This is a genomic window from Microbacterium sp. ABR10, assembly GCF_057812175.1.
In genome coordinates, this window is record NZ_CM173821.1 from 949,002 (window position 1) to 971,841 (window position 22,840).

The 22,840-nt window shown below is 68.1% G+C and carries 16 protein-coding genes; 9 read left to right on the top strand and 7 right to left on the bottom strand.

Annotation, left to right across the window (positions count from 1 at the left end; all coding sequences use genetic code 11):
- Positions 1-3: 3 nt before the first annotated feature.
- The gene (locus ACXKZF_RS04290; RefSeq protein ID WP_488985490.1) at positions 4-1,884 is read right to left on the bottom strand and encodes a hypothetical protein; all 1,881 of its coding nucleotides are present in this window, start codon (positions 1,882-1,884) and stop codon (positions 4-6) included.
- A gap of 57 nt (positions 1,885-1,941) precedes the next feature.
- Between ACXKZF_RS04290 and ACXKZF_RS04295 the strand changes: the two genes are divergently transcribed.
- Positions 1,942-4,125 (top strand): hypothetical protein, encoded by a 2,184-nt coding sequence (locus ACXKZF_RS04295; RefSeq protein WP_488985491.1) that lies wholly within the window; start codon positions 1,942-1,944, stop codon positions 4,123-4,125.
- Here ACXKZF_RS04295 and ACXKZF_RS04300 read toward each other — a convergent pair.
- Genes ACXKZF_RS04300 through ACXKZF_RS04310 form a run of 3 tightly spaced genes read right to left on the bottom strand, consistent with a single transcriptional unit; the run spans position 4,112 to position 6,862 of the window.
- Positions 4,112-5,065, bottom strand: coding sequence for an NAD-dependent epimerase/dehydratase family protein (locus ACXKZF_RS04300; RefSeq protein WP_488985492.1), 954 nt, complete (start codon positions 5,063-5,065; stop codon positions 4,112-4,114). The two genes, ACXKZF_RS04295 and ACXKZF_RS04300, sit on opposite strands and share 14 nt — an antisense overlap.
- Positions 5,025-6,029 carry a glycosyltransferase gene (locus ACXKZF_RS04305; protein ID WP_488985493.1) on the bottom strand — a complete coding sequence of 335 codons (1,005 nt, stop codon included), beginning with the start codon at positions 6,027-6,029 and terminating at the stop codon, positions 5,025-5,027. Before ACXKZF_RS04305 ends, ACXKZF_RS04300 begins: the two co-directional genes overlap by 41 nt.
- Positions 6,026-6,862, bottom strand: a complete 837-nt coding sequence (locus tag ACXKZF_RS04310) for a glycosyltransferase family 2 protein (protein ID WP_488985494.1) — start codon at positions 6,860-6,862, stop codon at positions 6,026-6,028. Before ACXKZF_RS04310 ends, ACXKZF_RS04305 begins: the two co-directional genes overlap by 4 nt.
- A 166-nt stretch (positions 6,863-7,028) precedes the next feature.
- Between ACXKZF_RS04310 and ACXKZF_RS04315 the strand changes: the two genes are divergently transcribed.
- The 3 genes from ACXKZF_RS04315 to ACXKZF_RS04325 are packed head-to-tail and all read left to right on the top strand — an operon-like array spanning position 7,029 to position 10,745.
- A complete protein-coding gene (locus tag ACXKZF_RS04315; protein ID WP_488985495.1) occupies positions 7,029-7,547 on the top strand; it encodes a GtrA family protein in 519 nt (172 codons plus the stop codon).
- 14 nt (positions 7,548-7,561) lie between these two features.
- On the top strand, positions 7,562-8,698 hold the full coding sequence (gene glf / locus ACXKZF_RS04320; protein ID WP_488985496.1) for a UDP-galactopyranose mutase: 1,137 nt from the start codon (positions 7,562-7,564) through the stop codon (positions 8,696-8,698).
- 7 nt (positions 8,699-8,705) lie between these two features.
- Positions 8,706-10,745 carry an acyltransferase family protein gene (locus ACXKZF_RS04325; RefSeq protein ID WP_488985497.1) on the top strand — a complete coding sequence of 680 codons (2,040 nt, stop codon included), beginning with the start codon at positions 8,706-8,708 and terminating at the stop codon, positions 10,743-10,745.
- 18 nt (positions 10,746-10,763) lie between these two features.
- Here the strand turns inward: ACXKZF_RS04325 and ACXKZF_RS04330 are convergent, their stop codons facing one another.
- On the bottom strand, positions 10,764-12,845 hold the full coding sequence (locus tag ACXKZF_RS04330) for an acyltransferase family protein (RefSeq protein WP_488985498.1): 2,082 nt from the start codon (positions 12,843-12,845) through the stop codon (positions 10,764-10,766).
- A 398-nt stretch (positions 12,846-13,243) separates the two neighbouring features.
- On the opposite strand from ACXKZF_RS04330, the gene ACXKZF_RS04335 reads away from it, so the two are divergent.
- Positions 13,244-14,095, top strand: a complete 852-nt coding sequence (locus ACXKZF_RS04335) for a hypothetical protein (RefSeq protein ID WP_488985499.1) — start codon at positions 13,244-13,246, stop codon at positions 14,093-14,095.
- 145 nt (positions 14,096-14,240) lie between these two features.
- Here ACXKZF_RS04335 and ACXKZF_RS04340 read toward each other — a convergent pair whose 3' ends face one another.
- Together ACXKZF_RS04340 and ACXKZF_RS04345 are read right to left on the bottom strand one after the other, a co-directional pair.
- Entirely contained in the window at positions 14,241-15,242 is a 1,002-nt protein-coding gene (locus tag ACXKZF_RS04340) for a glycosyltransferase (protein WP_488985500.1), read from the bottom strand.
- 90 nt (positions 15,243-15,332) lie between these two features.
- The gene (locus ACXKZF_RS04345) at positions 15,333-16,733 is read right to left on the bottom strand and encodes an O-antigen ligase family protein (protein WP_488985501.1); all 1,401 of its coding nucleotides are present in this window, start codon (positions 16,731-16,733) and stop codon (positions 15,333-15,335) included.
- A 63-nt stretch (positions 16,734-16,796) separates the two neighbouring features.
- Here ACXKZF_RS04345 and manA point away from each other — a divergent pair, with 63 nt between their 5' ends.
- The 4 genes from manA to ACXKZF_RS04365 all read left to right on the top strand — a co-directional run bounded on the left by manA (position 16,797) and on the right by ACXKZF_RS04365 (position 22,758).
- Entirely contained in the window at positions 16,797-17,957 is a 1,161-nt protein-coding gene (gene manA / locus ACXKZF_RS04350; RefSeq protein WP_488985502.1) for a mannose-6-phosphate isomerase, class I, read from the top strand.
- Between the two features lie 144 nt (positions 17,958-18,101).
- On the top strand, positions 18,102-18,425 hold the full coding sequence (locus tag ACXKZF_RS04355; protein ID WP_488985503.1) for a WhiB family transcriptional regulator: 324 nt from the start codon (positions 18,102-18,104) through the stop codon (positions 18,423-18,425).
- Positions 18,426-18,523: 98 nt separating this feature from the next.
- Positions 18,524-21,370 carry a glycosyltransferase gene (locus ACXKZF_RS04360; RefSeq protein WP_488985504.1) on the top strand — a complete coding sequence of 949 codons (2,847 nt, stop codon included), beginning with the start codon at positions 18,524-18,526 and terminating at the stop codon, positions 21,368-21,370.
- On the top strand, positions 21,367-22,758 hold the full coding sequence (locus ACXKZF_RS04365; protein ID WP_488985505.1) for a DUF5719 family protein: 1,392 nt from the start codon (positions 21,367-21,369) through the stop codon (positions 22,756-22,758). Before ACXKZF_RS04360 ends, ACXKZF_RS04365 begins: the two co-directional genes overlap by 4 nt.
- The last annotated feature ends 82 nt before the right edge of the window (positions 22,759-22,840 follow it).

Here is a 22,840-nt window from a genome sequence, read left to right on the forward strand (position 1 = left end):
GCTTTACTGGCCGCGCACGCGCCACAGGGTAAGGGTGCCGTCCGCTGACGTTCCGGCGCTGATGGTCTCGCCGGGAGCCAATTGATAGGACCGAGCGTCGACGCGCTCGAGGCGGTCGAGGTACCGCCCCTCCCAGTCGGACGTGCAGTTCGAGTCCGTCAGTACCCACTCCGTGTCGCTGCGGCGCATCGCGTCGAAGTCCAGTTGGTCTGCGTCTCTTGCTGCGATGATGTCGTCGATCGCATCGCGGTGGTCTGGCCACGCCATTCCGAGGTGGTAGTTGGCGATGGGAGCACCAGAGTTGGCCTTGACCGTGCGATTGTCGATGCACCGCTCAGTCGTCACCAGCCCGGTCGAGGGGTCGCTCGAGCCCATCCGGGCAAGGTCGGACGCCGCGTTCTCGCGCTCGCTATAGGGATTCCACGCCGCCTGCATCTCGTCGTCTCGAAGCGAATTGACCCAGTCGGGGACGGCAGCGATCCATAGCACCGCGGTGACGGACAGCGCGGCCACGAGAGCGAGCGCCGTGGACCTGTCTTGTGGGTGATCGATGTCGACTATGTCGTCGTGGTGGGCTCGCTTATCAGCCCGTTGATCGCTCCGCGTCCACACGAGCCCGACGAGGCGTGCGAACCCGGCGACCACGATGATACCGCCGAGAAGAATGCCTTCGATCCAGAATCGGTATGGCTCCGCGTTGGCTCCCCACAGGTCGTTGACGGCGAGCAGCGGCAGCACCACCAGCGCCGTGATCGCGATAATGGACGCGAAGCGATCGCGCGCGCGGAGCGCGACGACGAGAACGCCGAGCAGGCCGACGAGCACAACCGACGAACCGACTAGGGCCTGCCATGAGAAGACGCCGAGGAGACGATTCGAAGCGACACGATAGGTGAGGAAGGGGTCTTTGGCGAGCGCGCCGAGCATGGTGTAAAGCACCTGGGGCAGAGCAGCTCCGACCGCGACCACGCCTGCGAGGGCGACGAGTCCTCGGGTGCGCATGATGGCGACAACGAGGCCGGGCAGTGCGGGGATCATGCCGAACACCAGGGTCGGCAGCTGGCCGACGCGGTCGGCGACGATGGGTCCGAGCGCGAAGACCGCGACGACCAGGACGACGGAGGCGATCACCACGAGCATCTTCCGCCGCGCGGCGAAGATCCCCGCAATCGCTGCGGCGAAGACCCCGACGTAGGTGAAGGCGAGGAAGGAGTACGTCTGGAAGCTCGACAAGGCACCAATCAACGCGGCCGCGACCAGCGTCACCACAACGCGCGCGCGGGGGCCGCCCTGCGGACGCCACACCCAGAGAAGCCCCGAAACGGCGATGATGCCGACGCAGAGTCCTGCCGTTTCTGCATTGTTGGAGAACAGGACACCGTACGGACCCCACATCACTGCGTGGCCGTCCAACAGCGTGTACCACGCGCCGTCGCGACCCGCGATCGCGTACGCGAACGTCCCGGTGAAGAAAGGAAGACCGCCGGCGAAGGCGAGCCACCAGCGGCGAGAGAAGGCGGCGACGACGAGGGCGACAGCGAGGATGGCGAGGAACTGAAGAGCGAAGGAGGTCAGATTCCAGGACACGATGGTGGGAAGGCCCGTGATCCGAGCCAAGAAGCCCACCGCGCTGTAGTAGAAGCGTGGGTAGTAACTGATCCCCGTCATTGTGACAGGCTCGGTGTTGTCGAAGTGACCGTGGGCGACGTCAGCAGCGATGGCCAGGTAACCGAGTTGGTCGTGCCAGAACTCCGTACGAAGGTGCTGAAGGGGGTTCCGACCCGCCAGGACCTGCCCGATCTGTTGCAGAACGACGGCGGCGAGGGCGGTTACTGTGGCGGCGATGAGCGCGAGCCAGTGTGTCGATCTTCGAGGGAGCGGCATTCGGATGAGTCTAGGAGCATTTCCTGAGCGATCTTCGGCAGCGGGTACCCTCGAACGGTGCAGAGCCAACCGTCGCCCGTGATCGACTCTTCCGCCGATCAGCCCCCCCTATCGCGACGCGCATCCCGGCCGGGCCTGTGGCTCACCGCGAGCATCGTTTCGGTGGTGGCGATGATGACCCTCCGTTTGATTCAGGAGCCGCGCTTCCTCTTCTGGGATGACACGCAGCTCGGGGCCTTCGGGCAGTGGTACGGCCTCGGCTCGTATCTCTTGAGGGGCGAGCTCCCTCTGCTGTCGCCGGGATCGTGGCAGGGAGGCAATTACCTCGCCGAAGGCCAATGGGGCGTGTGGAACCCTCTGACGTGGATGATCGCACTGGGGATGCACGCGACGGACGGCGCGACCGCGGCGGTCACCGCGGTGAAGATCGCCTTTCTCATCGGACTGTGCGTCGGCGCCTTCCTCCTGGCGCGGGCATACGGCGCGGCGGCCCACTGGGCCGCGTTGTCCGGTTTCACTGCCACCGCTGGTGGCCAGACGATCTTCATGGATGCGCCGTCCTGGGTGACCGGGTTGCAGACGGTGACGCTTTTCGCCTTCCTTTGGTGGGCTCTCAAGCGCCATCTGGACGACGGGATGAGTGTCATCCCGTACTTCGTGTTCGCGTACCTGCTTGTCACCATCGGTTACGTCTTCGCGGTTCTGGAGATCGCGACGGTGCTTCTCGCTTTCCTTGCGTTCGCGCTGGTCGCCCGCGACGGGAAGCGAGCCTTCCGCATCGTGGTGCTGGGGGCGTTCCCGGCACTCCTTGCCGTCTTCGTCTACCTCCCCGGAATCCTGACAGCGCCGGTCACGCAGCGCGGCGGGGCCGACATTCTCAATGACCAGTTCCTCAACATGGATCTCGGTGATCTCGTAACGTCGCCCATCGCGACCGCCGTCAGCTCGGTGCGCGGATATTGGGGTGATCTCCTGCCCGTGCCGCTCGCGTACGTCACCTGGCTTCTTCCCCTCCTCCTCCTCGTGAACAGAGGATGGCGTCGTTCGCTGGTGACTCTCCGCGTGCCCCTCGCGGTGCTGTTGGTCACAGTCGCCCTCGTCGTCGGCCCGAGTGTCATCGGTCCGTTGCGGTACCCGGCCCGGATGATGCCCTACGCGGTTCTGGCTCTTGCGGTATGCGTCGCGGTCATCTTCTCCCGCGGCTGGCCGCAGGTGGTGTCGACGCGACGGGTGGTGGCGGCCGCAGCGACGACGGCTCTGTCGGCATGGCTGGCGTGGGCGGCCCAGCCGGGCTCATGGCCGATCGTCGCGATAAGCGCCATCGTGCAAGTCGTGATGATCGCCGCCCTGTTGTGGCCACGGGTGGGTGCCCGCGGGGCACGTGTCGCCGCGTCATGGTTGCTTGTCGCTTCGCTCGTCGTCCTCGTACCTCAGATTGCGCGCTATCCGTCGAGCCCGCTCGGAAACTTCAACGTTCCTTCGTCGGTTTCTGCGATGAAGCAGGTCACGACGGAGATGTCCGATGGCATCTTCGTCGTCGGTGACGTCTACTCGCTTCAGCGCGATCCTCGTGCATACCAGGAGTCCCTCATCGCCAACCTCTGGTACGCCACCGGCCGCGACGTGGCCTCGGTGTACACCGTCTTGCCCTTCACACGCTATGCCCAGGAGCTCTGTGTCGATCTGCGAGGGTGGACTTGCCCTCAAGCGGCGGAGACGCTCTTCGACGCCGACGGCGAGGGCGCCACGATCGCTGACGATATGGCCCTGAACACCGTCATCGTCATCAAGGGCCCCGACCTGACGGAGGTGTCCGTCCCGGCGGGCTGGCGAGTTGATGAAGGTGAATTCACATGGACGCTCCACCGAGTCAACCCCGTGGAACGAGCCGGAGGGGTTGCGCGCACAGACGCCGGTGTGTCGGTGTCGTCAGTGACATGGGATGCCACGGGCGCCACGTTCCGCGTCGATTCCGCCCCTGCGGACGGAGGCGACGTCGTGCTCAGTCGTCTCGCGTGGCCCGGGTACACGGTGTCGGGAGCCGAACTAACTGACCCTGCGCGAGGCTTCCTGCTCACTGCACGCGTCGACCAGGCTGACGTCGGCGAATTGGTCACAGTTCGCTTCCGGCCGCCCGGATGGTCGATCGAATTGACCGCCGTCGGCCTGGCCGTCGGGTTGGCCGCGGTCTACGTGGGTTGGAGCGTGGTGGATCGCCGCCGAAGGACTAGTGCCCGTTGACCATATGCGCGCGCATCTGCGCCTGATAGATGATGCCGAGTCCCTCAGGGAGGGTGGTCGACACCAGGGCATCGAGGTCCGTCCAGACCGTCGATCGCACGCGCAAGTCGAGTGACTGGCCGCGCGCGTCGCCCTGCCCGAGGATGAGTGCCGCCGGACGCCGTCGAAGGCGCGCGATCTCCCCGAGCAGTGCGCCGATAGAGAGCGCCCGCATCGATCCGACGATCTTCGTGACAACAGTTCCGGGGTGCTCTTGGCGCACCCGCAACATCGCAGCGGAGATCACCTTGCCGCAGTCGTCGACGTAGATGTAGTCGCGAAGCGTGTCGAGCGACACGTAGACCGAGATTGGCCGTCCGGTCACGTACCCTCCGACGATTGCGGAGATGAGACCCTGGCCCTTGGCCATGTCTTGACCCGGACCATAAAGGTTCGTCACCCGGGCGATGAAAGCTCGGCGACCGGTCCGCCCGACGGAGGAAATGAGGGCCGCCTCCATGCGAAGCTTCGCCTCACCGTAAGCGGAGATGGGTGCCGTAGGGGTGTGCTCGGTGAAGGGCGGTGACGGGTTACCCGCGTACGCACCGCCCACACTCGAACCGAGGAAGAACGCGCCGCGCCCGTCGCGTGGGAGGCGTCGCTCGGTGAGAGCGAGGAACTGCTCGAACACCTCGGCCTCGCGCATCATGACGTCGCGCGGGGTGGAGGTCACGCCGCGGCCCGCGCTCCAATAGATCTCCCAGTCCAGACCGGCCGCGACGGACATGAAGGACTCGAGACCCGCAGTGAGACTCGCGAGGGTGGCTTTGGGCGTGGACCAATCGATCGGCGCCGAGAATGCGGCATCCGGCCGACTGCGTTCGATGGCCGAGCCCAGCAGGCCCCGGCCGACAATCCACCTAATGGGAGTCGGCACGCTGCTGACCGAGAGGGCCGACATTCGGATCGCGCACGATGAGATAGGAGGGTTTCCCCATGGCCATATTCACCGCGACTCCGAGGTACTCAGCGATCGTGCCGAGAGCGACGAGGATCAGGCCCGTCCCCAGCGCGGTGAGGACCATCTGAGAGGTCCAGCCCTCGGGGATGTCGCCGCTTGTGAACCGCATGATCACCAGGTACAGGGCGAACACCACGCCGGCGACCGCGAAAAGGACGCCGGCACCCGTGACGAGTCGCAGTCCGCGCGTGCCCGAGGTCAAGATCATCCGCCAGAAATGAGCCATGAGGCGCCGGTAGGAGTATCCGGAACGCCGATCGCCCTCCTCACGCAGAAGCACCGGCGACGTCACGATCCTGGCGGCCACCCATGACAGCGCGACGTCGAGGTATACCCCGGTGCCGGAGTACGCGGCGACACTGCGACCGACCTCGCCGAGAAGAAGCCGGTAGCTGTTGAAATGAGACGCCTTCCCGCCCGCGAAGACCGTCTCGAGCAGGCGCTTGGATACGCGGGATGCCGTGTTGCGGACGTAACCGTGAGGGGGCTTGTTCGTTGGATCGGCATAAACGACGTCGGCTTGCTCGCGCATGGCCGTGTCTAGCATCGAGCCCATGGCGGCCGGATCGTGTTGTCCGTCTTCATCGAGCGTGACGATCCAGTCTCCGCCGGACGAGGCGATGCCCGCGAGGGTCGCGGCGTGCTGACCGAAGTTGCGACTCAGCCAGACGGGCTTGACGTATGAGTAGGTCTCGGCAAGGCGTCGAATCGCGGCGTCAGAACGATCCGGCCCGTGATCGTAGGCCAGCACGACTTCGACCACGGCGGCGGAATGGCCTTCCGGTGTGAAGAAGCCCCTGGTCAGGTGATCGAGCTCCGCAATCACCGAGTCCAGGGTCTTCTCGCCCTGGTACACCGGAATGACAACGGACAGTCGGTGTACGAAGGGCGTGGCGCCGGTCATCGCATCCTCCGTTCAAGAATTTTGTAGCTCACACGCCGCGCGCGGGCCATCGCCCAGGCGCGGCTGTCGCCGATGGCGAGGTCGAGTGGGCTCAGGACCTCCGGATGGTGCTGGCGCACCCAGTGATGAAAACCACGAGCCTGCGCGGACTGCGCCTTCGTAAGCGCGACGCTCCACTGCGACGCGCTCATCCGGAAGGTCGCTCCTACCTCGGTGTCGGGCACGAAGTCGCCTGCGAGCAGCACCTGGGAGTACGTCGCCTGATCGATCAGATACGGAAAGTCTCCAAACCATCCGCCGACCTCGCGCAGAGCCGAGGTTCGCATCATTACCGAGGCAGGTTCGCCGAAGAGGTTCGACCCGGCTCGTACAGCGGCACGGACGGCGACGGCGCCGGGCATGCGCCGCTGAATCCCGCGCAGACCCCACCCGGCCATCAGGGTGCGTCCGTTCGCGTCGACGATGTCCCGCCGACATGCGGTGAGCACCGCCTTCGGGTCGTTGAGAAGAGCAGCCTGGCGGGCCAGAGTTCCGGGGCGGAGGATGTCGTCGCCGCAGACGAGTTTGATGAGTTCGCCGCGGGCCAGCTCGGTGACGCGGTTCCAGTTGCGGGGCGCCCCTCCACCCGAGGGTGTACCGGTCAGTTGCACGCGCGGGTCGTCCGCGAATCGCTCCATCTCGGCCCGGGTTCCGTCGGGCGATGAGTGATCGGCCACGATCAATTCAAACTCGACACCGTCTTGATCGAGTACAGAGGTCATCGTCTCGGCGATGGTCTTCGCGTTGTTGTAGGCCGGAATCACGACGGAAACGAGGGGCGCGGCGCTGCTCATACCCATCCTCTCGGGATACTGATCGGCGGTCGGGGCAGCGGTCTCGGCGGAAGAGTACTCCCGGACCCGATGCTCGCGCTTGCGGTACCGGCTGCGATAAACGAGCATAGCCCAGGACCCGCGGCGCGCTGTGAGAGCGGAGAGCCGTGCACTGTAGAATGATCGGGTGCGGACGTTCTTCGCCGCTGTAGCGGCACGCCCCGAGGTGCGGTATCTGTTCTTCGGTGGTGTGAACACAGCGTTCTCATATGGGCTCTACACGGTGTTCTTGCTTGCGCTGCACTCATTGGCGGTGCCGGGGGACTTTCTTTGGGCCACGAGTCTCAGCTGGCTGATCTCGAACGCGACATCTTTCGTCCTCCAGCGGAAGTTCGTGTTTCGAAGCACGCGAGGAGTGACCCGAGAGTTCGTCAAGTTCTCATCGGTGACGTTTGGGTCGTTCCTGGCGAACATCGCGCTCGGTGCTTTCGCCGTGGGGGTCCTCGGGTTGGCGACCGCCTCCGAGAAACTGGTGAGCCAGCTGGTCATCACCGTCGTTCTGGTGCTGGCGACGTACGTCTTGCACAAGTTCTTCTCGTTCGGGTCGCCGTCGGTGGACGCCGAAGTCCTCGGGACGTCCGCTGTCGAGCGGGGTCCCGACGATACATTCGCGTCGCAGACCGACGAGACCGACACGACTAAATAGGAGGAGTAAGCAACGTGGATCTGCTTATCGTTGGGTCAGGTTTCTTCGGACTGACGATCGCCGAGCGTGCGGCCGCCGCCGGCCGCAAGGTGACCGTCATCGATCGCCGCCACCACATCGGTGGCAACGCCTACTCGGCCGACGAGCCCGAGACCGGCATCGAGGTGCACAAGTACGGTGCTCACCTTTTTCACACCTCTAACCCGACGGTGTGGGAGTACGTCAACCGCTTCACGCAGTTCACGGACTACGTGCACCGTGTCTACACGACCCACAAGAACGTGGTGTTCCCGCTGCCCATCAACCTCGGCACGATCAATCAGTTCTTCCAGGCGGCCTACACGCCCGACCAAGCGAAAGCTCTCGTGCACGAGCTCGCGGGGGAGTTCGACACGAAGGATGCCGCGAACCTCGAGGAGAAGGGCATCGCCCTCATCGGCCGCCCGCTGTACGAGGCGTTCATCCGCGACTACACCGCGAAGCAGTGGCAGACCGACCCGAAGGACCTGCCGGCCGAGGTCATCTCCCGTCTGCCCGTGCGGTACACGTACGACAACCGCTACTTCAACGACACGTGGGAGGGCCTGCCCGTCGACGGGTACACCGCGTGGCTGGAGCGGATGGCCGACCACCCGAACATTGAGGTCAAGCTGTCGACGGACTACTTCGACGAGTCGCAGCCGCTGAACAAGAAGGCGACCGTCGGCCAGGTGCCCGTGGTCTACACCGGGGCGGTCGACCGGTACTTCGATTACGCCGAGGGCGAGCTGTCGTGGCGCACGCTCGACTTCGAGCAGGAGGTGCTGCCGATCGGCGACTTTCAGGGCACGAGCGTGATGAATTACGCCGATGCCGACGTCCCGTACACCCGTATCCACGAGTTCAAGCACTTCCACCCCGAGCGGGCTGACCGCTATCCGACCGACAAAACGGTCGTCGTCCGAGAGTACTCGCGCTTCGCCACGCGCGCCGATGAGCCCTACTACCCGGTCAACACCGCCGACGATCGCACCGGGCTGCTCGCCTACCGCGAGCTCGCCAAGGGTGAGCGGGACGTGTACTTCGGCGGGCGCCTGGGCACCTACCAATACCTCGACATGCACATGGCGATCGGCGCGGCCCTGTCGATGTGGAACAACCAGCTCGCGTGATGCTTCCGTGCATCTGACCCTCGGGTCGAACACCCGGTCGGCGAGAGCTGACGGGGCGAGCGAGGGGCGCTGGGCCTATCGGCCCGACGTCGACGGCCTTCGTGCCGTGGCCATCCTCTTGGTCGTTTCGTACCACGTGTGGTTCGGGAGGGTGTCGGGCGGGGTCGACGTCTTCCTGATGCTGTCGGCGTTCTTTTTGACGCGAGGTTTCGTCAGCCGGATGACGGGACCGTCGCCCGTTCGCCCTGCGACGCACCTGCTGGGGCTCTTCCGCAGGCTGCTCCCCGCGGCATGCGTCACACTCGTCGGCGTTCTGGTCGTCGTCTGGGCCCTGTATCCCGAGACGTCGTGGCGCGGCGTATGGGAGCAGACGTGGGCTTCTCTCACGTACACGCAGAACTGGCTGCTCGCTGCGGATGCCGTGAACTACTACGCCCGCACCGAAGTGCCGAGTCCGCTCCAGCACTTCTGGTCGATGTCCGTGCAGGGACAGGCCTTCGTCCTATGGATCGCGTTGCTGGGCCTGTGTCAGCTCGTCGTCCGGCGGCGGGGCCTGTCGCCGGACCGGGTCGTCGGCGCGGTGTTCGGAGCCGTCTTCACCCTTTCGTTCATCTACTCGGTGGTGCGCACCGCGACCGCGCAGCAGGTGGCCTACTTCGACACCGGTGCGCGCCTCTGGGAGTTCGCGGCCGGTTCCTTGCTCGTCGTGGCACTTCCCCACCTGCGTCTGGGTGCAATCTCTCGCGGCATCCTCGGCTGGGCGGGGATGGCGGGTCTCCTGGTCCTCGGGATACTGCTGGACGTTCGCGGGGGGTTCCCCGGGTTCCTCGCTCTATGGCCGGTGCTGTGCGCGGCCGCCATCGTCGCCTCCGGCACGGGGGAGAGCCGCCACGGTCCGGCGCGGCTGCTGGCGTCCCGTCCCCTCCGCGCCGTGGGACGCGACGCCTACGCGCTCTACCTCGTGCACTGGCCGATCCTCGTGACGTTCCTCATGGTGAACGACCGCACCGAGGTCGGACTCGTCGGTGGCCTCGGCATCGTCGGGCTCTCCCTTCTTTTCGCCCGCGCCTTGACGTGCGCCGTCGACCAACCGGTGCGGGCCTGGCGTCGCGGGGACGCCTCGCCCCTTGTGCCAATCGCCGTACTGACGGCCGCTGTCGTTTCGGTCGCTCTGCCGGTCGGCGCCTGGCAGACGACGAGTCGGGTGCACGAACGGGCCGTCGAAGCGCGGGCCCAGCTTGCGAATCCGGGGGCCGCCGTGCTGCGCGACCCCGCCCTTGCGGAGATCCCGGCCGATGCGACGCTCCTGCCGTTGCCGACGCTGCTCGAAGCCGAGTGGACGCAGCTCGAGCGCGAATGTACGGGGGAGTGGGCCACCGACGTTGAGCAACTGCGCGGTACCTGCCACGAGACCGCGCATACCGCGCGGGCTCGTCACACCGTGGTGGTCATCGGTGATTCACATGCCCAGCAGATTACGGCAGCCCTGCTTCCGTCGGCGGAGGCGAACGGCTGGGGCCTCGTCTTCCTCATCAAGGGTGGGTGCTCGATGGGCCTCGACGAGCCCGGCATGGACGAGCTGTGCGACCCATGGCGCGAGGCGGCGATCCGTCTCGTTGAGCAGGTTAAACCTGACGCTGTGATGACCGTGGTGACCCGCTCTGACGCGGGGGAGGACGACGAGAAAGTGCGCCCCGGCGTCGAGCGCTTCGTCGACCGGATGGAGACGGCGGGGATCGACGTGTTCGCGATGCGCGACAACCCGCGCTTCGCCTTCGACATGTTCAGGTGCGTTGTGCATGCCGCGGACCCGCTCGATTGCGCCGTGCCTCGCTCATCATCTCTCGCCGACAAGAACCCGGCCGAAGCTCTCGCTCGACCCGGGGTGAGCCTGCTCGATCTCACCCCGTGGATCTGTCCCGACGACTTGTGCGTGGGCGTCGTCGGAAATGTCGCGGTATACCGCGACGACAACCACCTCACCCGAATCTACGCCCGCTCGCTCAATCGATCACTGGCGGAGCAGCTCCCCGAACGGCTCGGCTGAAAATACAGAGTCGCATCCTCAGAGACTGAGTCGTTGACGAAGCTCGGGAAGCAGGCTCAAGGCGAACGAACGAGTGAGGTGGTTATCGTCGGAGTAGACGACGACGCCGCCGATGCGAGACATGCACTGCGTGTCGCTGCAGAGCAGATCGTCGAGCGAGACGACGTCCGCGCCTGCGGCGGTGCCGCCTTCCCTCATGGGATCCGCGAATTCGGCTGCAGCTCGGGGGAGGGCGCAGTCGGACGGTGCATCCGAACGAGACAGGCAATCCGCGGCGCCCTCTCCTCCTTGCGGCGGGACGGCGAACCGCTCCGGAGGGTCCCGTAGTACTATGACGCGCTTACCCGCATCTTTGAACTCCCGAACAGTGTCGCGAACCATATCGGACGTAAGCGGGTGTCGCTCAACGTCATCAGACACGTACAGTCGCGACCGGTTGGTCATCACCACCACATCGATCGATGCGTCGCGGGCGATCTCTTCGATCATGTCCTGCGAGACGGAGCGACACGTTTCGGCGTATTCCGCGTCGAATCCCCAGGCGCTTCCGGTGGTCTCCCGCGTCATCGAGGCGCAGCCCGACAGGAGGAAGGTGCTGAGGCGCCCCTGCTTCTCGGCGACGAGGTCTCGTATGGGCTCCGCCATACGGGTGGCGTGCGAGTCGCCCAACAGAGCCACATGAGGGCCGGGCGCACCCCGCTCCCCGAAGTCGCATCGCTGGAACTCTCCGTTGTTCGTGCTCAGCTCACATTGGAGAAACTCGGCAGGAGGCAGATCTGCCGAGAACGACGACAGGTCGGCGAGGAGGGGCACCTCGTCGGCTGGGCCGCAGTCCGCGTCCACCATGGCCGAGGCTCCGTAGCACGCACCCACCCGGTCGGCGGTCTCGGGAGCCGCGATCGCGTGCGTCACGAGCGGGAGGGTCGCGATCGAAATCGCCGCGGTCGTGACCGCGACTGCGGCGAATGACCACCGTGGGCGTGCCCGGGCGAGGAATGACCGCGTGCGTATCGGGTCCTCAAGGAGTGTTTTCGACAACCAACCGAGAGCGATGGACGCAAACAAGATGGCGACGGACTCGAGGTTACCGTTGGGGGCGCCGCGAACGAACGGAAGCAAGATGATCAGTGGCCAGTGCCACAAGTAGGTTCCGTACGACACATCCCCGACGAACTGGACGGTTCGAAGCTCGTACAGTCGGCGAGGACCCCAGCCGCTCAGCGGCCTGCCCGATGCGATCACGAGCAGCGTTCCCGCGACGGGAAGTGCAGCGGTGAAGGAAGGGAAGGGCGTATCCCCTCTAAAGAGCGTCATCGACGCAACGATCATCCCCAGCCCTAACCAGGACGTCAACGCCGCGAGGCGAGTTGGGATGCGGAGCCCTCCGCGAGCAGCAATCGCGGCGAAGGTAGCACCCGCACCGAACTCCCATGCGCGGGTGAAGGTCGAGAAGTACGCCACCGTCGGCGCCAGCGCAGTGAGCGTGACTGAGTAGATCAGGCTGGTGATCGTCAGGATTGCAAGGGCGACGACGACCGCTCGCATCGTTCGTCCTCCACGCCGGCGGAAAAAGAGCCAGATGGCTCCCAGCAGGACGGGCCATACGAGGTAGAACTGCTCTTCGACCCCAAGACTCCAGAAGTGTTGGACGGGCGACTTGACGTTCGAGAGCGCCATATAGTCCACCGACTGGGCGGCAAGCGCCCAATTCTCCACGTAGAAGGCCGAGGCGACGATCTCGCCGCCGAACTGGGTCCACCGTGTGTCGGGAACCCAGATGAGCGTTGCCAGCGAGACGAAGAAGAGGACGAGCATCGCGGCGGGGAGCAGACGGCGTGCCCGGCGAGCCCAGAACTGGGCAAGGGAGATCCGCCCGCGGCTGGCGAGCTCTCGAACGAGGTGATCGGTGATGAGGAAGCCGGAAAGGACGAAGAACACATCGACGCCGACGAATCCGCCGGGAAGTTTCTCTGGCCACAGGTGGAAGACGAGAACGCCCAGGACGGCGAGTGCTCGCAACGCTTGAATCTCGGATCGGAATGACCGGGCGTTCGAACGGTCACGCGCGCGACGCAGTGGGGTGAGAGTCGAGGCGGACACGAATTCCTTGCGAGTTAGTCCCGCTGGCCGATTCGGATGCGGCTTCCGAAGCGCGGGACGCCAGCGAGGAGGTCGGCGCGGTTAGACGGACCCGCGACGGATTATACGCGGGGTGAGAACATCTTGCGGGGAGGCATCTACAACCGCAGGCATCACGCCACTGGAGGAGGGCGACTCCATCGACTCGCGATCCTTGCACCGGTGCACGTTTCCGCGATCATGCTCCACCTCTCCCTGCGCGTCTGCGGGAGCACTGCTTTCCCGAGGACGCAGACCGTGCGATATCCTCGGGCCGCGATCCGAGGACGGATTGCGACATCGCGGAGCGAGACTCTCCCTCCGTGCGTCGATGCCAATATCCCGCAGTTTCACGCGGACATCACCAAAGGATTCCTGTCATGACACGAGCGTTCACGGCCGCTGCGACCGCCGCGGTACTCGTCGGCACGCTTCTTTCGTCGACGCAGGCGCAAGCCGCGCCTCTCGAACCCGAGTACGTGCGCACGTCATACGACGGCACCATCTACGAGGTCACCGATGACGATGTCGTTCCGCTGAGTTTTGAAGAATGGTCGGAACTCGGATTCCCGAAGTTCACGGCTGCGCCGACCGTGTTCCAGAAGGTGCTGACCTTTCCGACTGTTACCGCGACCACCGAGTTCGCTCGAGCGGAAGTCACGATCTCCGACGCCATCACGTGGCAGGAGTATCAGGCCGCCGGGTCCCCCGCGGTCGGCACCCTCGCGTGGGGGCCGTCGATCTCCGTCTACAAGTGGGGTACCTCGCCGCAGCTCTTCGCTCAGGACGACGCGGGCGACATCATCACCCTCACCTTCTCGCAGTGGAGCGGTGCGGGGTTCCCGGCATTCGCAGCTCGGGAGGGCCGCGGATTCGTTCGGCTGTCGTGGGACGCGACGGGGGGAATCGCCTACCTGTGCGACACGACTACGGGTCATGGCGGTCGACTGACGTACGAACAATGGACACGACTCGGATCCCCCACGCCGTACACCGTCACCCGCACCGCTAATGACACGGTGTGGCGGATCTTCGGTGGTGCGCAACTGTCTTACGTCGGTGCAATGAATCTTGTCTATGACCCCAACGCAGGGTTGCAGCCGGGGATCTCGAACCGCGCCATCACCTTCGATGAGTGGCGTGCAATGGGTTCACCCGCGCCGGAGAACCAGATCCCCGCCGCGTCGTCAGACCTGCGGTGTCAGCCGGGAGCCCCGACTCCTTGGGAGTGACTTATCGGTCCCCCGCCGACATCCGGTTGGTGGACGGGAGCGTGTCCGCCTCCTCCTTCGTGATTGCGCGAAGGAGGGGCTCGAGTGCGCAAGAGCCGGAGAGCTGTCGACGATACGCCCGCCTCGGTTCGGGAGGGGAACCCGCTCAGTTCGCCCGCTGAGGGTCTTTCAGCGAAGGCATCGGCTTCCACGACGCGTCGCGGGAGATCTTCCGCCCGTCACGCAGTCCGCGGAAGAGGTGGCTCGTGCCGCTCATCTTGCGCTCCACGACGACCAGGCGGATCAGCTCCTTGACGAACGTCAGGGCCGTTCCCGCGGCGAAGGGGAGGGTTCGGTATACGCCCAGCGCCCGGTAGTATTTCTGCAGGTAGGCCCGGTTCCGCATGATGTAGTAGCGGTACGCGTCGCTCGAGGCGTTCATGTGGCGGATGCCCATGTCCCACTGCTTGATCTCGCGCGTGCGGCGCAGGACGAATTCGTCGACGATGACCGACGGCGTCTCGCGCGAGGCGAGCCAGCCGTAGAGCTGGTCGTCCCAGTAGATGAAGAAGCGGGGGTCGGGCAGACCGATCTTCGCCACGATGTCGCGGTGGATGAACATGCCCTCGAAGCAGCCCGAGTTCATGGGCTTGAAGCCCGAATCGTCGAAGTCGGCCGGGGCGTAGGGGATGGGGATCGCCATCGACTCGGCGACGCGGTACTGCCAGTAGAACTCGCTGCCGTCGAAGTCGTAGCGGCGTCCCTGGATGCTGCGGAACCGGGGGGCCCATCTCCCCATACGCGCGAGGCCATCGGAGACGACCTCGACGTCGTCATCCATCAGCCACATCCACTCGGAACCGAGGTCGTAGGCGACGCGCATTCCCTCGCTGAACCCGCCCGAGCCGCCGGTGTTGGTCTCGAGGCGGCGGTAGACGAGCTCGGTGGGCAGACGGTCGCGGAACGACTCCACGACGTCGGTCGTGTCGTCGGTCGAGGCGTTGTCGATGATGACGAGGTGCCCGGGTGCCGGAGACATCCGCTCGATGCTCTCGAGCAAGCGTGTCAGCAGTGGCGTGCGGTTGTAGGTGACGACGACTATCGTCGCGGTCTTCGGGTCGAAGGCGGTATCCCGCGAGGGGGACGAGGCGTCGGCGTGCGCGGTCATAGCCCGACGATCATAACCGTCCGTTCTCCGCGCGAACCTCACGGCTGGCCCCGCCGCGCCGATCGTCGAGCGGCCGGTCGGTCGCGCCGCTCAGGCGGACGGCCGCACCAGCTCACCGCGCTCGATCGAGATGCTCTGCTCGCTGGGGCCGACGCCGACCAGCGGTGTCTGCTTGATCTTGGCGCCGAACAGCACGACGAACATCCATCCCCACAGCAGCAGCGGACCCGATTCGGTGAGTCCCTGCACCACGAGCAGGGCGCCGATGAGGGTGGGCAGCAGTGTCAGGGGGGAGTGCGGGCGGTCGTCGCGCAGGTCCCAGCGGGGGCGGTCGACGGCGAAGAACCACGACCGCCAGACGTACGCGAAGAAGACCAGGGCGAGCAACGCGACACCGACGACGCCGAGCTGCAGGTAGGCGTCGAGCCACATGCTGTGCGCCTGCACAACGGTCTGGTCGTGGTCGACGATCCAGCCGCCGATGAGCGGCTCCGTGGGGATCCACGGCGTCGAGAACCCCCAGCCGACGATGGGGCGTTGATCGGCGCGCGCCAGCACGTCGGCCCAGATGCCCTCGCGCCCCAGCAGATCGGCTTCCCGGCCGAGCACGCCGAACACCGTCTCGCGTCCGAGCCACAGGGCGCCGCCGAAGCCCAGGCCGATCGCGGCGTAGAGCAGGTACCAGCGCGTGCGCTCGCCGGGGCGGCGGGCGGTGCGCATGACGAGGACCGTGCCGAGGACCAGCGCCACGAAGGCGGCGGCGATGAACGCGGTCGCGGAGCCCGCGCGCACGAACAGGAAGGCGGCGAGGGCGGTCCACAGCATCAGCAGCACGCGCCGGGGCGCGCCGGCGGCGATGCGCACGCTGAACACGATGATGGCGACGAGCATGGCCGCGGCGAGCAGGTCGGCGTTGCCGAAGAGGCCCTGGATGCGCCCGCCGTCGAAGAGGTTGTCGCGCGACCAGTACAGGATCGGGTCCATGCGCGCGGACGGCACGACGAAACCGGGGAGGAGGGGTCCGCGCACGAGCAGCGACACCGCGACCTCGAAGAGCAGCGAGAGTCCCACGACCCACTTCGCCGCCGATGCGACGGCGCGGACGACGTCGCGCCAGGTGAGCACCGCCCCGACGAACAGGCCCTGGAAGGTCGTGATCACGAGGAGGAGCCAGGTGAGGACGGATGCCGCGGGCCAGGCGCTCCACGCGATCGACGCCGTCGCCCAGGCCAGGTACGCGAAAGCCAGCCAGGGCAGACGCCGGACGGCCATCGGCGGGCGGGTCACGACCCAGATCACGGCGGAGACGATGGCCGAGGCCACCGCGACCACGGCTGCCACGACGGGACCGGCGGCGTTGACGAGCCCCACGCCGCCGAGGGCGAGCAGGATGACGAAAACGCACCACGCCCGCAGCAGCAGGTGCCCCGTCGTCTCGCGCGGAGGCGCCGTCGGCAGCGCCGACACGGGGTGGTTCGTGTACATCGCCATGATGGGTTCAGGCTACCCGTCGGCATCCGGGGCGTGTTCGGTGCTCGCACTATGCTGACGCCCGTGCTTGTTGCGATCTCGAACACGCCCCGCGACTACGCCTGGGGCAGCCCGACGCTCATCGCCGACCTGGAGGGACGCGAGCCCCGTGGCGCCCCCGAAGCCGAGGTCTGGTTCGGCGATCACCCGGGCTCGCCGGCCGTGGTGCACGACGGCACCGACCGCACGCTCGACGCGTGGCTGCCCGCCGTCGCGGAGCAGCAGCACCTGCCCGCGAAGCTGCCGTACCTGCTGAAGCTCCTCGCCGCAGGGGCCCCCCTGTCGATCCAGGTGCACCCCTCCAAGGAGCAGGCCGTCGAGGGGTTCGCCCGCGAAGAGGCTGCGGGTGTCCCGCGCGACGCGGGGTCGCGCAACTACAAGGACGACAACCACAAGCCCGAGGTGATCGTCGCCCTGAGCGACACCTTCACCGCGCTCGCGGGCCTGCGCGACATCTCACGCACCCGCGCCCTGGTCGATGCCCTCGGCGACGCGCCCGCCGTCGCGACGCTCCGCGCCCACCTGTCGGGGGGAGACGCCGCCGACGCGCTGCGCTCGACCATCGGCTGGCTGCTCGGCGAGGCCGATCCGGCCGAGATCGCACAGATCGTGGATGCCGCGGCATCCACCGAATCCTCCCCCTTCGCCGCGGAGCTGGAGCTGACCCGTTCGCTGCACTCGGCGTACCCGGCGGATCCCGGGATCGTCGTCGCGCTGCTGATGAACCTCGTGGAGCTGCGCCGGGGCGAGGCGATCTTCGTGCCGGCCGGCGTCCTGCACGCCTACGTCGCGGGGTTGGGCGTGGAGATCATGGCGGCGAGCGACAACGTGCTGCGCGGCGGCCTGACGCCCAAGCACATCGACGTGGCCGAATTGCTCGCGCTCGTCGACTTCCGTCCGGCCGAGCCGCCCTTCCTGCGTCCGACGCCGGCCGGGGAGGCGGAGGTCTTCGCCCCCGGCATCGCCGACTTCGCGCTGGGGCACCTCGCCGAGGGTGCGGAGGCGCGTCTCGACCTGCGCGGCGTCGCGATCGCCCTCGGCGTGGCGGGGTCGACGACGTTGACCGGTGCGTCGGGCGCCGTGATCACCCTCGCTGCCGGCGAGGCGGCGCTGGTGACCCCCGACGAGTCGCCGCTGGCGAGCGACGGCGCCGGCGAGGTCTTCGTCGCCATGCCGGGGGCGTGACCGCGACACGCCGTGGCGTGTCCTGAAGGTTCAGGTCGCCCTTGAGGGTTTACCATCCGCGACTTGACCAATCCGAATCACACGGGTGTAATTATCCCTACGTGCAGGCCGCGTCATGGGGGCTCGAACGAGGGGGAGGATGATATGGCGACGTCGCAGTACCGGTCCGGTGTTCCGGACAACTGGTTCGTAGACCCGGTCGACCTCGGTGTTCCCGGCGTTCGCCGCGACATCGGCACGACCGAGGAGAACACCCTCGCGTGGCAGACCGATGCGCTCTGCTCGCAGACCGACCCCGAGGCGTTCTTCCCCGAGAAGGGCGGATCGACCCGCGATGCCAAGCGCATCTGCACCTCGTGCGATGTCAAGAGCGAGTGCCTCGAGTACGCCCTGCAGAACGACGAGCGCTTCGGCATCTGGGGCGGACTCAGCGAGCGCGAGCGCCGCAAGCTCAAGCGTCGCGCCTGAGTCGCACGCCCCCGCCCCCGCTGCACGCGTGAGCGATCCGGTGGCCGACGGCGCGGCGTCCGCGATCGTGCCGAGGCGGACTTAGGCTGATCCGCGTCATGCCCGACCGTGTACACGCCATCCTCGTCGTGCGTCCCGAAGGACGCACTCCCGCGGCGAACCATCTCCAGCGCACGCTCTCCGCCCTCGCGGCCCAGACCCGTCGCGTCGATGCCCTCACCATCGTGCTGTGCGGCACCGACGCCGAGCTCACTCGCCTGGCCGCCGGGTCAGGAGCCGAGGGTGTGATCACGGCATCCGCCGGGACGTCGTTCGCCGCGGCGACGGCGCTGGCGACACCCCGCCTGACGGGGGATGCGGTCTGGCTCCTGGCGCAGGACACCGCCCCCGATCCCGAGGCGCTCGAGCGTCTCGCGGGTGCCCTCGAACTCTCGCCGCCGCTGGTGGTGGCGGCCCCCAAGCTCGTCGACTGGGACGATCGCGACGTCATCCGGTCCCTGGGCGTGAGCATGAATCGTTACGGCGCCACCGTCGACCTCGTCGCGGGCGAGCTCGACCAGGGTCAGCGTGATCGCTCCTCCGACGTGCTCGGTGCCGACGTGCGCGGGCTCCTCGTGCGGCGCGACGCCTGGACCGCGCTCGGAGGCCTCGATCCCGCCCTCGGCGGTGCCGACGAGGGACTCGACCTGGGGGTCCGCGCGCGATTGGGCGCGCGCCTCGTCGCCGTGGTCCCCGCCGCCCGGGTCGCCGTCGCCGGTGACGGCGTCGCGGCCATGGCCCGCGGTCGTCGCCGCGCGCGCCGCCGCGCGTTCGCGACCCGCACGGCGCAACTGCACCGCCGACTCGTGTACGCGCCGGCCCCCGCGGTCCCGCTGCACTGGCTGTCGTTCCTGCCCCTCGCCCTGTGGCGCACGTTCGTCCACCTGGTGACGAAGGTGCCGCACCGCGTGCTGCCCGAATGGGGGGCGACGCTGCTCGTGATGGCGCGGCCGGCCGCTGTCGCCCGCGCGCGGCGGCGGATCCGCGCGGTCCGGAGCGTCGGATGGTCTCGGATCGCCCCATTGCGCGTCTCGCGCGCCGAGATGCGCGTGCGCTGGCAGGGCGACGTGGGCGACCCCGACGCCCCCGTCCGCAGTGAACTGAAGTTCTTCGTGGGGGGCGGCGCGTGGACCGTGCTCGGCGCGCTCGCCGTCTCGGTGGTGCTGTTCGCCCCCCTGCTGGCCTGGCCGGTGCTCGGCGGCGGCGCACTGGCGCCTCTGCGGGCGAATGTCGCACAGTTGTGGCAGGACGCGGCCTGGGGACAGCGCCCACTCGGACTGGATGCCATCGGCCCCGCCGACCCGTTCGCAGCTCTCGTGGCGATGGTCGGGACCCTGTCTCCGGGCGATCCGTCGCGCGCGTTCGTCGTGCTGTGGGTCCTCGCGCTCCCGCTCGCCGTGCTCGGCGGATGGTTCGCCGCCACGCGTGTGACGGAGTCGTCGCTGCTGCGCATCGTCGCGGCGATCTCGTGGGCGCTCGCACCGACCTTCCTCGCCGCGCTCGTCGAGGGCCGTCCCGCCGGGGTGCTGGCGCACCTGCTGCTGCCGTGGCTGTTCTCCGCCGCCAGCGTCGCGCATCGCTCCTGGGCACCGGCCGGGGCGGCATCCGTGCTGCTCGTCGCGGTACTCGCCTGCGCGCCGTCCCTCGCACCCGCGGTGGTGGTGCTGTGGTGCGCCGCCCTCGTGGTCGTCGCCCTCGTCGCCGGCCGCGGCATCGCCCGCGTGGTGTGGCTGGTGATCCCCTCGGCGGTGATCTTCGCCCCGCTCGTATGGACCCAGGTGCGAGCGGGCAACGCGTGGGGTCTGCTCGCCGACCCCGGCGTGCCGTTCGCGGGAGCCGAGGTCTCGCCCGATCCGATCGGCCGTGCGCTGCTGGCCGCGGGGTTCCCCACCTCCGACCCGGGCGGGTGGGCGAGTCTGCTCGGTCACCCGGTGTGGTGGGTGGGCCTGCTCGTGGCACCGCTCGCGTTCCTCGCCGTGCTGTCGGTGCTCACGGCGCGCTGGATCACGGCATCCGGGCTCATCGTCATCGCCGTAGCGGGGCTCGCCACGGCGTTCGCCGCCGTCGGTGTCGCCGTGTCGTTCGACGACTCCGCCGCCGCGGTGCCGCTCTGGGCCGGTTCCGGCCTCAGCCTGGCGTGGGTGGGTCTGGTCGGCGCCGCCGTCGTCGCCCTGGACGCCGGCATCCCCGACCGTGTCCGGGCCCTGCGCCCGATCGGCGCGCTCGCGGCGGTGTTGGCGCTCGCCGTGGCCGTCGCTCCGGCGCTCACCGCGCAACTCGCCGACGGTGCCACCCAGCGCTCGGTGCTGACGAACGGACCCGTCTCGACTCTTCCCGCCTTCGTCGCCGCCGAGGGGCGCGGCTCGCTCGCCATCGGGACGCTCGTGCTCGACCCCCGCGACGACGGACTGCGCGTCGAGGTGGTCTGGGGCGGAAGCGCCACGCTGTCGGGCCAGAGTACGGTCGACGCCACGCGCACCTCCGCCGACGACCAGCAACGCGAACTCGCCGCCCTTGCCGCCGATCTGGTGTCACCGTCGACCGACGACGTCGTATCGCGGCTGGCCGAGCGGGGGATCGGCTTCGTCCTGCTGTCTTCGGCGCCGTCGACACAGAACGACGTCGTGCTCGGCGACCGGCTGGGAGCCGCCACCTCTCTCGACCAGCGCGACCTGCTCGATCCCGTGGGAACCACGTCGCGTGGAGACCTCTGGCGCGTGAACACCGAGGTCATCCCTCGCGCGCCGTTGGACGAGCACGGGACGACCCTTCAGCGGCTCGTCGCGCTGGGCTCGCTCGGCGTGCTGGTGATCGCGCTGCTGCTGGCCGTTCCCACCGCCGCCTCGCGTCGCGTCGCGCGTCGCACCCCGCGCATCGTCGGACCGACATCGGGAGGTTCGCGATGAGTGAGCGCCGTCTCGCCCGTTACGCCGCCACGAGCGCTCGGCTGGTCGCCGGGGCGGCCATCGCGGCGGCAGCCGTCGTCGGCACCGTCGCCGCGATTGCGGTGCCCTGGCCCCAGTACGCGGCGCAACCGGTTCGTCTGCAGGCGACCCCGGCGCCCAGCGACACGGTGCTCGCCTGCGATGGTCCGCTGCTGGCGCTCGGGCGCAGCGCCGACGCCGCGGGCAGCCTCAGCGCCGCTGCCCCGTCGGAGATCGTGAGCGGACCCGCCGACGCCGGTGCGACCACGAGCGCGCTCGGCGGGGCGACGGGAGCCTCCGACGGCGACGCCCCGGTCCTTCGAGCGGCGCCGCGCGAGGGGGTCCTGACCTCGATCGCTGCGGCGACGTCGGCCACCGCCGCCTCCGACGACCTCGTCGGCTTCGCGGCCTCCGCGTGCCGTCCGCCGCTGGCGGAGTCGTGGCTCGTGGGCGGCGCGAGCACCACGGGCGCGAACGACCTCATCGAGCTGGCCAACCCCGGCAGCGTGCCGGCGACGGTGCAGCTGTCGGTGTACGGCTCGCAGGGGGTGTCGACGCCGCCCAGCGGACAGAACATCGTCGTCGCGGCCGGCGAGCGCCGCATCGTGCCCCTGGCGGGACTGCTGCTGGGGGAGGAGAGTCCCGTCGTGCGGGTCGTCTCGTCCGGTGCCCCCGTACACGCGGCGCTGCAGTCGAGTGTGACCCGGGTGCTGCTGCCCGGCGGTGTCGAGCAGGTGGCCCCGACGGCGCAGGCCGACACACGCCTGGTGATGCCGGGTGTGCAGGTCATCGCGACCGCGGCGGGGCAGGCCGGCACCGTCCTGCGCCTTCTGGCGCCGGGTGGAGACGCCACCGCCACCATCACCCTGGTCCCGGTGGGTGCCGCGACCCCCGCGCCCGCCGCCTTCGACATCCCGCTGAGCGCCGGACTCCCCACCGCCGTCGACCTGTCGGGCACAGCCGAGGGCATGTACACGGTCGAGGTGACGGCCACGGCCCCCGTCGTGGGCGCGACGTGGTCGACGACGGGCTTCGGTCAGGGCTCCGACTTCGCCTGGTACGCCGCGGCCCCCGAGATCGCCGATCCCAGCGTCGTCGCCGTGGCCCCCGGCTCGGGGGCGGCGGTGGTGCTCGCGACGGGCACGAGCGACGCGAGCGTCACGCTCACTCCCGTCGAGGGCGGCGACCCCGTTGCGACCTCTATCGCTGCGGGTTCGAGCGCGGCACTGTCGGTCGCGGCCGGCGTGTACCGCCTCGAGACGACTGCGCCCGTGCGCGCCGCCGTCACGTACGCCGGTACGTCGGCGCTGGCGTCGTACCCGCTCTGGCCCGCCGATGCGGCGGCGTCGGCGGTCACCGTCCTGCCCTGAGGGGCTGACTCGGCGGCACGCGCCGGGGCCGCGCCACGGTAGCGGCGAGAGGCGCGGGGTCGCGTCATCCCTGAGGCGGTGG

Bases quoted from the DNA above. Each gene is read 5' to 3' on its own strand.
- ACXKZF_RS04290 (WP_488985490.1), bottom strand. From the start codon at position 1,884: ATGCCGCTCCCTCGAAGATCGACACACTGGCTCGCGCTCATCGCCGCC.
- ACXKZF_RS04300 (WP_488985492.1), bottom strand. From the start codon at position 5,065: ATGTCGGCCCTCTCGGTCAGCAGCGTGCCGACTCCCATTAGGTGGATT.
- ACXKZF_RS04305 (WP_488985493.1), bottom strand. From the start codon at position 6,029: ATGACCGGCGCCACGCCCTTCGTACACCGACTGTCCGTTGTCATTCCG.
- ACXKZF_RS04310 (WP_488985494.1), bottom strand. From the start codon at position 6,862: ATGAGCAGCGCCGCGCCCCTCGTTTCCGTCGTGATTCCGGCCTACAAC.
- ACXKZF_RS04335 (WP_488985499.1), top strand. From the start codon at position 13,244: ATGACACGAGCGTTCACGGCCGCTGCGACCGCCGCGGTACTCGTCGGC.
- ACXKZF_RS04340 (WP_488985500.1), bottom strand. From the start codon at position 15,242: ATGACCGCGCACGCCGACGCCTCGTCCCCCTCGCGGGATACCGCCTTC.
- ACXKZF_RS04345 (WP_488985501.1), bottom strand. From the start codon at position 16,733: ATGGCGATGTACACGAACCACCCCGTGTCGGCGCTGCCGACGGCGCCT.
- ACXKZF_RS04355 (WP_488985503.1), top strand. From the start codon at position 18,102: ATGGCGACGTCGCAGTACCGGTCCGGTGTTCCGGACAACTGGTTCGTA.
- ACXKZF_RS04360 (WP_488985504.1), top strand. From the start codon at position 18,524: ATGCCCGACCGTGTACACGCCATCCTCGTCGTGCGTCCCGAAGGACGC.
- ACXKZF_RS04365 (WP_488985505.1), top strand. From the start codon at position 21,367: ATGAGTGAGCGCCGTCTCGCCCGTTACGCCGCCACGAGCGCTCGGCTG.